The sequence below is a fragment of the uncultured Sphingorhabdus sp. genome, from assembly GCF_937872355.1.
Classification (GTDB): Bacteria; Pseudomonadota; Alphaproteobacteria; order Sphingomonadales; family Sphingomonadaceae; genus Sphingorhabdus_B.
On the sequence record NZ_CALMSV010000187.1, the window covers coordinates 1 to 9,828 of the forward strand.

Below are 9,828 nucleotides of genomic sequence, written 5' to 3' on the forward strand. Positions count from 1 at the left end.
GCAGGTCTGCGAGGCATTTGACCTGATATTTGAATGTGCCCTGTTCATAGTGCAGACCCATAGCCGTCATCGAGAATGTTTCCGCACCGGCTTCGGCGGCTGCCGCATTGGCGAGCAGGAAGGGTGCATAGACTTCGCCCGATATGCGAACCAGTTCTGCAACGACGGGTGCGATTTCATCCTCCCATTCGCCTTCGACGCCGGACATATCGTCGATGTGGGCCAGCCAGCGATAGCTATAGGGAAACTCCGCACGCATCATCGCCTGCGGTGTGGGATCGGTGCCAAGTTGTGACAGCTGCCCGAAAATCGAGAATTCGGCAAGACTGGGTCGCGTGCCGAACAGACTGTGCCGGTTCACGACATGCGCCTCAAGCACGGCCAGTACGGCCTTGGTGCTTGCCTCTATCAGCGGGAAGTTTTCGCGGGTGCAGCCGACAATCGCCATGCGCCCCACCTGCCGTGAACGGAACGCCTCGGCAAAGCCCTGACTGGTCTGCAGCCCGCCGCCCTTGAGATTGTCGAACGCGAGCCAGCGGCTCATCTGGATCTGGTCGACTTCCTCCAGCCAGCGATAGCCGAACATGGCCTTGGTCAGCCATTCGTCGGCAAAATCCTCCAGCAGGTGCGCAAGGAAGGCGCTGGCGGGCGACGGCGGAACCACCGATCGCTCTGCATGCCGTTCCTCAAGATCATAGACCAATGGTGTGGAATCATTGGCAAAATGGCCGTCGGGATACTGCAGAACCGGAATGACCGGTGCCTTCACCTGTTGCAGCGCGTCGCGAGCAGCCGCGCCATCCTTCCAGATGTGCGCAATCCGGCGATAGCGCAGCAAGGCGCGCATCTTCATCGAATAGGGCGATCCTAGCGCGCCGTAGAGTGTATACATCGGGTCTATCCTTGGCGGCGGGCGGTCGGGTCGGCCGGCCACCATGGTGTTGCGGGTGTGTCGCTCGATACTTTGCTCGGAAAATTGGGTGCGCGTTTCTCAAGGAAGGCGGAGACGCCCTCATGCACATCCGCACCCTTGCCCAATGCAATGTTGAGCGGCGCATCGACCGAGAGCGCGCCCGACGGATCGGCATCGGTTGAAAAGCGCCACAAAAGGCGGCGCGTCAGCGCGATGGCCACCGGCGAGGTGTTGGTGGCGATTTCCATAGCCAGTTCGCGTGCCCGATCGTCAAGTTGTTCGGCGGGGCAGGGTTCGGCCAGCAAGCCTTTTTCAAGCGCTTCACTTGCAGGAACAAGTGCGCCGGTCAGGCACCATTTGAGCGCCTGGCTCAGCCCGACAATCTGCAGCAGGAACCAAGCCGAACCCGCCTCTGGCACCAAGCCGCGGCGCGTGAAGACGCAACCGAACTTGGCATTGTCCGCAGCAATGCGGATGTCGCAGGGAAGGGTGAGCGGGAGGCCCACGCCAGCGGCCGAGCCATTAAAGGCGACGATCGAAGGCTTGCGGCAATTCATGATGGCAGCGATGAAGTTTGCGTTGCGGCCTTCACTACGGGCGCCAAAATTCTTCGCACCTTCGCCGCTCTCGGTATCGAATGAGCCTGCGCCGGCCGAGACATCGGCTCCTGCACAAAACACGCGGCCCAGCGCGCTCAGGATGACAACGCGGATCGAATCTTCGCCATCGGCATGGTCAAACGCCGCCGCCAGTTCGGCGCCCATCGTTGCGGTATAGGCATTCATGGCTTCGGGGCGGTTGATGCGGACCCACAGGATCGGCCCTTCCTGCTCCACCACCAAAGTGCTGTAATTGCTCATCGCTCAAGCCGCCATGATCTTGACGGGCATGGCGGTGAAGCCGTGGAGGAACGGGCTGGCCAGCCGCGTCGGTTTGCCCTGCGGTACCACTGGTCCAGGCAGTTTCAGCATTTGCTCGATGACCGCGTGGAGCTGCACTTCGGCCAGTCGAGCGCCGACGCAGCGGTGGATGCCATGGCCAAAGCCGACATGGCGGCGGGCATTTTCACGCCCCACATCGAAGCGTTCTGCATCCGGGAAAATCCGCTCATCGCGATTGGCAGAGATGTACCACATCACCACCTTTTCCCCTTTGGCAATGCGCTGTCCGGCAAGCTCGGTATCCTCAAGCGCGGTGCGACGCATATGGGTGACCGGCGATTGCCAGCGGATGATTTCCTGCGCGGCATTGGGGATCAGCGAGGGGTCAGCGCGCAGCCGATCCATCTCGCCGGGATATTTGTCAAATGCCTCCACCAAGGCCGACATCGAGTTGCGCGTGGTATCGTTTCCGCCGACAATCAATAGCGCAATATTGGCGATGCGCTCCATCGCGTCCATATTGCCCATCGCTTCCGAATGGACCATTCGGCTCAGCAAGTCGTCCGTAGGCGGTTTTCCGCGACGATCCTCCAATTCACGGTCAAAACGGGCGAGCATTTCGCCCATCTGCACCAGAAATTGCGCGCGATATTCCTCGTTCAGATTGTCTTCCGAAACGCCGCTTGCCCAATCCGACCAGCGCTTGATGTCGCGCCATTCCTCAAACGGCATGTCGAACAGGATGCACAGCATTCCCAAAGTGAGCGGGAGCGAAACCCGTTCAACCCAATCAAATTCCTCGCCGCGCGGCAGCTCTGAAAACAGCTTTTCGGTGCGTTCGCGCACCAGCTTTTCGAGCTTCAGGATCTGGCTCGGGCTGAATGCGGGGGCGATCACCTTGCGCTGTGCGGTGTGGATGGGTGGGTCCTGCGCAATGAAATTGGGGAAACCTTCGCCATTCACCGCTTCGGCGATGGTGATGTTGCCCATGTCCCAGCGTGAGCTGAACACATCGTGGCGTAGTTCGACTTCCTGCACCAAGTCGTGTGTCACCACCGACCAATAGGCGCCGAAGGGGCTTTCCGGACGCCAACTCAGCGACATTTCCGCACGCAATTTGGCAAAGGGCTCACGCCATTGGTCTTCGGTGTAGATCGCGTTTGCGCTGACCTCGAACGGGTTGATCGGGCGTTTGTCCAAAACAGTTGCCATGGCTCAAGCCTCCTCCATCTGACGCGAAGGCACGGGCAGGGCATTGCCCTTGGCCGCCGCACGTTTCGCACCCTTTTCCAGTTCCTTGTTCAATGCACGGACATAATGGTCGAAATCGAGCTGGATGGTATGCCGCCGCGCTGCGTAATATTGGCCGGTGTAATAGTCTTCGTCGGCGGTGATGATGCGGCGCATTTCATCTTCCGACGGCGGGGCATATTTGCCGGCGAGATAGGTTGCGACTAGCTTTGATTGTTGCTCGGCAAAGTTCACGAGCGTGGGCAGCGGCTGTGCAAGGCCCATATAGAAAAGATCGGGAACCCCGGGCTTCATGATGCGCTTGAACAAGGGCGGGGGCCGGTTGTCGCTGTCCGCGGTAAAGGCTGGATCGTCGAAGAAGGGGAAGCTGATGTCATAGCCGGTCGCCCAGACGATGATGTCGATCTTCTCGCGGCTGCCATCGGTGAAGACGACACCGTCGCCATCCAGCTGCTCGACTGCGGGCTTCATGTTGATATCGCCGGAGCCAGCACGGACGAGGAACTCGCCTGACACCGTCCCATGGCTTTCAAACGGGCCAATTTCCGGCTCTGGCAGGCCATAGTCGCTCATCTTGCCGACCAGTTTCTTGACCATGCGCGCGCCCAGCCATTGCCGTAGTCCTTTGGGCATCCAGGCCGGGGCCGGGTTTTTGTCGAGCGGCTGGCCCTGATAATATTTGGGGAAAATCCATACGCCGCGCCGCGTGGAAACAAACAGCTTGTCCGCCATTGGCCGCTGCGAAAGCTCGCTTGCAATGTCCATTGCGCTGTTACCCATTCCGACGACGAGAACGCGCTTGCCGATGCAGTCGACCGGTTCGAAAGGCGTGCGATATTGGTGCGAATGGATCTGCGCGCCATCGAAATGGCCGGGATATTCCGGAATACGGGCAGCCCAATGGTGGCCATTGGCAACCGCGAGCGCATCATAATGCTTTGTCTCGCCCGTCGAGAGCGTCACATCCCAACCGCCACTGTCGCGCCGCTTTGCCTTTTCGACGCGGGTCTTGAAGTGGATGTGCGGGCGCAGACCGAAATGGTCGACATAATCGTGGAAATATTTGAGCAGCTGCGAATGATGCGGATAATCGGGCCAGTTTGCGGGGACGGGATAATCCTCAAAAGCCAGCCGCCATTTCGACGTATCGATATGCAGGCTTTGGTAACAGGCCGACATGCCGTTGGGGTTGTTGTAATACCAGGTGCCGCCAATATCGTCCGACGCTTCGAAAATGTCGAACGGGATACCATAGTCTTTCAGTCGTTTTGCTGTCGTAAAGCCGGAACAACCGGCACCGATGATACACACCTTTGGCAGGTTCATGTCGCTCTCTCCTTCCCGCCAATGCGGGCTCAGGAGACGACTATGTTTAATCGCGCGATTAAAGTCCAGCGATTCGCTTAGGCTGTCAAAAAAGGTCGGATCGTACATGTACTAGTACATTACCGATTCACCCAAAATCGCATCGCGATTTGCTAAGCTAGGCTGATGTGTCCCAAAAGAGGTGCCCGAATGTTTCCGTCATTCATGTCCGGTCGAACAAGCAGTCATTTGATCGCCTTAGCTGCATTTTTCGCTCTTATGCTGTTCATTCCGGACAATGCGTCCGCTGCCTATCCTTGCCCCAGCGGTCCCGGGCCTGGCGAAAGACAAGTGGGCGTTGCTGGCGGGGGTGGAGTTGCGCAATATCCCGTGTGCGAAAGCATTGATGGCGGAGGTCAGGCCCCTGCACCTGTGTCATACTACTATATTTACGGCGCAATCGTGGGACATCCGGATTCAGATGACGTGTGGATGGTTGGCAATTACGATGCCGCTCATATTGCGGAGAAAGAGGCGATGTCGATGTGCCGCGCGGCCATGGGCGATGGCTGCGTTTCGTTCGGTGAATGGTACAATTCTTCCTATTCGGTGATCCGCGACGCCCAAGGCTATCTATTCGGTGCCTGGAACGGGGAGGACGGGCAAATTCGCAAAAATGTTTTGCGGGACTGCGCCTCGAAACAACCCTTACCGTGCCAAGTTATCGGCAGTTTCGCATCGTCAAGGCGGCGCTATCAGCCCGATATGGAAGTAGCGCGCAAAAGATATGCGGTTGGCGCCTGGGTTTTCGGCGAAGGGTTTGACGGCCGAGTGTTTATATCCACGGGCCGCACTGTTCTGGCCGATGGCGAAAGTGAAGTGTTGGCTGCATGCAACAAGGCAACAGGGCGCGAATGCAAGATTGCAACGGCGGTCGGTAACGGCGTCATCCAAACATACACCCATCCCAATGGTGACAGCAGCGTGGTCGTCGAATCCAATACCAAACGTGCGCAACAGGCAGTTCAAGCTCATTGCAAAAAACTGAAACAAAAATGCACGCTGCAACGTGCCTATGACAGCAGAGTGGCAGGAACATTTGTGCACGCGTTCAACTCGCCAGAGCCGGTTGCGCCGGCGCGTAAATAATGAAGGCCTAAGCAGAACTCCTGTCCTGCATCAGCGATGCAAAGGCGGTATCCGATAAGTGCAGGCACAATATTGGAGTTCATATGCCTTTCCATTTCCGGTTACCGGCAATGCTTATTGCACTTGCCGCATCGCTTTTGCCGACCACAAGCTATGCCCAACCTCTGCTTGGGCCAACCAAGGAAGATCGCAACAGCCTGACCCTTGGTCTTGGTGGCGGGATTGCGCCGGAATTTGAAGGTGCCAACGACTACGGATTCCAGCCGGGCGGGGTTATTCAGGGGAAAGTTGACGGTTTCGAATTTCAGGTTCGCGGTCCCAACATCTATGTCGATCTGGTTCGCGATTCTGCCGACAGCAGGTGGAATATCATCGCCGGGCCAGTTGCGCAGTTGCGCTTTGACCGCACGAGCCGCAGCGATCTGGACGATCCGCGCGTTGCATTGCTTGGCACACGGAAAACCGCTGTCGAACTAGGTGGCTATGTTGGAATCGGAAAAAAAGGTTTCCTGATTCCGCCAGCTTCACTGACTTTTGATCTGGTCTTTGTGCACGATGTTGCAGGCGCGCATGACAGTTACATCCTGACACCGGGAGTTTCGCTTTCCAGTCCGGTTTCGCAACGCGCCTTTGCCCGTTTCGGAGTTTCCATAGACTATGTTGGTGGCGGATATAGCCGCTCCTATTTCGATGTCCCCGCCTTGGCTCATCCCGGAGCGCTTCCGGCCTATTCCACGAATGGCGGCGGTTTCAAAAGCGTCGGTTCAACATTACTGCTGACCCATGATCTGGGCGGCGACAATCGCAAGGGCTGGGGCCTGTTCGCGCTTGGCGGTTACAAGCGCCAGCTCGGCCAATACGCGCGCAGCCCCATCGTGCGCGATGCCGGCGATGCCGACCAGTTTCTCGCGGTCGCCGGGATAGCTTACAGTTTTTAACGGATCGAAGCCGGACCTTTAAAACCCGGCTGCACCCTGCGTTTTGTTCACTGTTACTTCCATGAACTGGGGTTTGGTCGTTGGCGGATTGAGCAGGACGACATTGCTGCTCTTTCCGTTCGGGCCAGTATCTATCTTCATCCCGGCCGCAGCAAGTGCATAGGGAGAAGCGCGATGCCGCGTGCACAAGCCGCCGGCACCGTCGCTGACCAACGGCGTTTCAAATTCGACCGCGAAGGTCGCGTCATGCGAGCGATTGACGGTACAGACAACCAGTTGCCCACCGCCAAGGTCGAGCACCAAATCGGTACCGACGGAAACGCCGACCAGCCCTTCGATCCGTGCGCCAGTCTTTGAGAGATCGCGCATCAAAGCGTCATAACGATGGTCATCATGGATTACGCCAATCCGGCGGAATACCGAACGCCGTTCGCCCCGGTGACGGTCCGGGCCGTCGGGCTCGATACGGAACTCGCCCGATTTCATGCGCTCTACGATGGTGCTCTGGGTCAGGGCCTTGGAATAGATCCAGCCCTGAATATAACGGGCACCTTTGGATTTGACGACATCAAGCTGGTCGAATGCTTCGACACCTTCGACAGTGACTTCCATACCCAACGCCTCGGACAGACCGATGATGGCGGCGATGATTTTGTCGCTGTTCTGGTCCTTCAAGGTGCAACTGTCGACGAAACTGCGGTCTACTTTCAGCTTGTCGAACGGCGCAGAACGCAAATAGCTGAGCGATGAATAGCCGGTTCCGAAATCGTCAAGTGCAAGGCGAACACCCAGCTTTTTGAGCGTCCGGAAGGTTTCCTCGACAGTCTCGCTGTCGCCCATGAAAACGCTTTCAGTCAGTTCGAGTTCGAGGCGGCCAGGTTCCAGTCCCGAGACTTGCAGTGCCTGCGTCACGGTGTCGGCGAATTCGCTATGGGTGAACTGGGCTGCGGACACATTCACCGCGACACGAACCGACTCCGGCCATTCAAGAGCATCGAGGCATGCCTTGTTAAGCGCCCATTCGCCAAGTTTCAGGATCAAGTCTGACTCTTCCGCGATGGGAATGAAGACATTCGGGCCGATATAGCCGCGCTCCGGATGGGTCCAGCGCATCAGCGCCTCAAATACCACAACCATATTGTCGTCGGTGCGGACGATTGGCTGGTAATGAAGCTCCAGTTTCTCTTCCGCGAGTGCAATGCGCAAATCTTCCTCGATGATGCGCCGCTCTTCGGCTTCATCCTTCAGGTCTGCGGAATAGAAACGGAATTGGCCGCGCCCGCCATTTTTTGAGGCATAGAGCGCCAGATCCGAATTGTGGATCAGATCGTCCTTATGGACTCCGTCATAAGGGGAAATGGCGATCCCGACCGAGGTGCCGATCGTCGCCCGCTTATCTTCGATGATATAAGGTTGCGACACCACCTGAATGATCTTGCTCGCCAGTTCGCCGAGTTTACCGCGATCATCAATGTCGGGCAGTATCACCTGGAATTCGTCACCGCCCAGACGCCCAACTTCGCCGCGATGGCCGACCACGCGTTGCAACCGTTTGGCAACCTGTTTCAGCAGATCATCGCCTACCGGATGGCCGAAAGTGTCGTTGACCTGTTTGAACCGATCCAGATCGAGCATCATCAGAGCGCAGGAACGGTTTGTAGCCTTGTAGGAAGCCAATATGGATTCCAGCCGTTTGTTCATCCGGTGGCGGTTGGCGAGCCCGGTGAGGGAATCATATTCGGCCAACCGCGAGTCTTCCAACTGCCGTTCATATTCGGTGGTGATGTCTTTCGCGCTGCCACGATAGCCGTGAAATCCGCCGGATTTGTCGAATTTCGGATGCCCTGAAAGCGACCACCAAGTCTGGCGGCCTTCATGTTTGGAGCGGCCGATCGTTAGCCGGACGGTCTGGTCAACGAGCTTGTTGCGCGCCGTCAGCTGAAAATTGAGCGGCCTTGCGGTCGAGCCGCCGGGGCTGTCTGGGTCGGTTTCGAAAATCTCGACAAGCGGCCTGCCCAGCATTTCTTCCAACGGCTTTTCAAGGCTTTCGGCGGCATTTCCGGAGAGGTAGACAAGCCTGCCATCGGCATCGGTCGCCCACAGCCAGCTGATGCCCGCCTGTTCGAAGTCGTCCAGCAGTTCGAGGCGCTTTGCAGCGTCGTTGGAGCGGATCACAGAAACCGAAGCATTGCCGCCCGCATCCTGTGCACCCATGCCGGTCCAGCTTCGTAGAATATTTTTCACGCTATCAATCCGATCAGCTCTAATTTCACAGGGCTCTTCGACGCTTCCTCCCTGCGCAATTTCTCGCATCTTTTGGTTTATATATTGCTAACTTTTTTCAAAATCTGGCGGATTGGACCGACAGGTTTGAGGCAGCGAAAATCCTGTCTATGCGCCCTTGTGGTCTTGGATAATGGCTGGCATGGCTATGACAATGCAGCAGAGTTTCACGATATATCCGTTCAATCCTGCCGGTGATGTAGCCAAGCTGCGTGACGAGGTGCGTAGTTTTCTGGCGCAACATCAAGCCAAGCTGGGTGTTCCCAATTGCTGGGTGGTTGGCGATTCCGAATTTTCGCGTGCACTGGGTGCGGCTGGCTTTCTTGGCATGATCCTGCCCAAAGAAGTGGGCGGGCACGCACGGCATCCGCTTGAGCGCTACATCGTCATCGAAGAGTTGCTGGCTGCAGGGGCGCCGGTTGGCGCACACTGGATTGCAGATCGGCAGACTGCCCCCCTCATCCTCCGTTATGGAAGCGATGAGGCAAAGGCCGCCTATTTGCCGGGCATCTGCAAGGGAGAGATCTACACCTGCATCGGCTTGTCAGAGCCCGGCGCCGGCTCCGATCTGGCAGCTGTGCGGACATCAGCGCGCCACACAGCTGATGGATGGCGGATTTCAGGCCAGAAAATCTGGACCTCGGGCGCGCATATGAGCCATGTGATGCTGGCACTGGTGCGCAGCGAAGAGGGCAGTGAGCGCAATGCAGGCCTCTCGCAGTTCCTGATTCCGATGGATGCTCCGGGGATTACCATCCGACCGATTATCGACATGGGCGGTGATCATCATTTCAACGAAGTGTTTTTCGATGATGTGCTGCTGCCTGAATGGGCGATGGTCGGGGCGCGCGGGCAAGGATGGGCTCAGGCTACGGCCGAACTGGCACTCGAACGATCCGGCCCCGAACGCTATCTGTCCAGCCATGTTCTGATGACCGCGCTGATCGATGCCGCAGGGCCCGATCCGGAACCACAGATCAAAGCTTTGATTGGCGAACTGACTGCCGAACTGTGGACTTTGAGACAAATGTCGATGTCGACGGCAGCCAAATTGGCGGCGGGTGAAGACCCGATGGTCGAGGCCTCGATGGTCAAGGACTTGGGCAAC

At 57.6% G+C, this 9,828-nt stretch carries 8 protein-coding genes; 3 read left to right on the plus strand and 5 right to left on the minus strand.

Annotation, left to right across the window (positions count from 1 at the left end):
- The 4 genes from Q0239_RS12450 to Q0239_RS12465 all read right to left on the minus strand — a co-directional run.
- Positions 1-892: glutathione S-transferase N-terminal domain-containing protein (locus Q0239_RS12450; RefSeq protein ID WP_298603344.1), on the minus strand; the 892-nt coding region annotated here is incomplete at its 3' end.
- A gap of 5 nt (positions 893-897) precedes the next feature.
- On the minus strand, positions 898-1,773 hold the full coding sequence (locus tag Q0239_RS12455) for an enoyl-CoA hydratase-related protein (RefSeq protein ID WP_298603345.1): 876 nt from the start codon (positions 1,771-1,773) through the stop codon (positions 898-900).
- A gap of 3 nt (positions 1,774-1,776) precedes the next feature.
- Positions 1,777-3,006, minus strand: a complete 1,230-nt coding sequence (locus tag Q0239_RS12460) for a cytochrome P450 (RefSeq protein WP_298603346.1) — start codon at positions 3,004-3,006, stop codon at positions 1,777-1,779.
- Positions 3,007-3,009: 3 nt separating this feature from the next.
- A complete protein-coding gene (locus Q0239_RS12465) occupies positions 3,010-4,371 on the minus strand; it encodes an NAD(P)-binding domain-containing protein (RefSeq protein WP_298603348.1) in 1,362 nt (453 codons plus the stop codon).
- 330 nt (positions 4,372-4,701) lie between these two features.
- On the opposite strand from Q0239_RS12465, the gene Q0239_RS12470 reads away from it, so the two are divergent.
- Together Q0239_RS12470 and Q0239_RS12475 are read left to right on the plus strand one after the other, a co-directional pair.
- The gene (locus Q0239_RS12470) at positions 4,702-5,499 is read left to right on the plus strand and encodes a DUF4189 domain-containing protein (RefSeq protein ID WP_298603350.1); all 798 of its coding nucleotides are present in this window, start codon (positions 4,702-4,704) and stop codon (positions 5,497-5,499) included.
- Between the two features lie 110 nt (positions 5,500-5,609).
- Positions 5,610-6,437, plus strand: a complete 828-nt coding sequence (locus tag Q0239_RS12475) for a MipA/OmpV family protein (protein WP_298603351.1) — start codon at positions 5,610-5,612, stop codon at positions 6,435-6,437.
- Between the two features lie 18 nt (positions 6,438-6,455).
- On the opposite strand, the gene Q0239_RS12480 is transcribed toward Q0239_RS12475, so the two are convergent.
- On the minus strand, positions 6,456-8,681 hold the full coding sequence (locus tag Q0239_RS12480; RefSeq protein WP_298603353.1) for an EAL domain-containing protein: 2,226 nt from the start codon (positions 8,679-8,681) through the stop codon (positions 6,456-6,458).
- A gap of 193 nt (positions 8,682-8,874) precedes the next feature.
- On the opposite strand from Q0239_RS12480, the gene Q0239_RS12485 reads away from it, so the two are divergent.
- The coding region (locus Q0239_RS12485; protein WP_298603355.1) for an acyl-CoA dehydrogenase family protein at positions 8,875-9,828 on the plus strand (954 nt) is incomplete at its 3' end.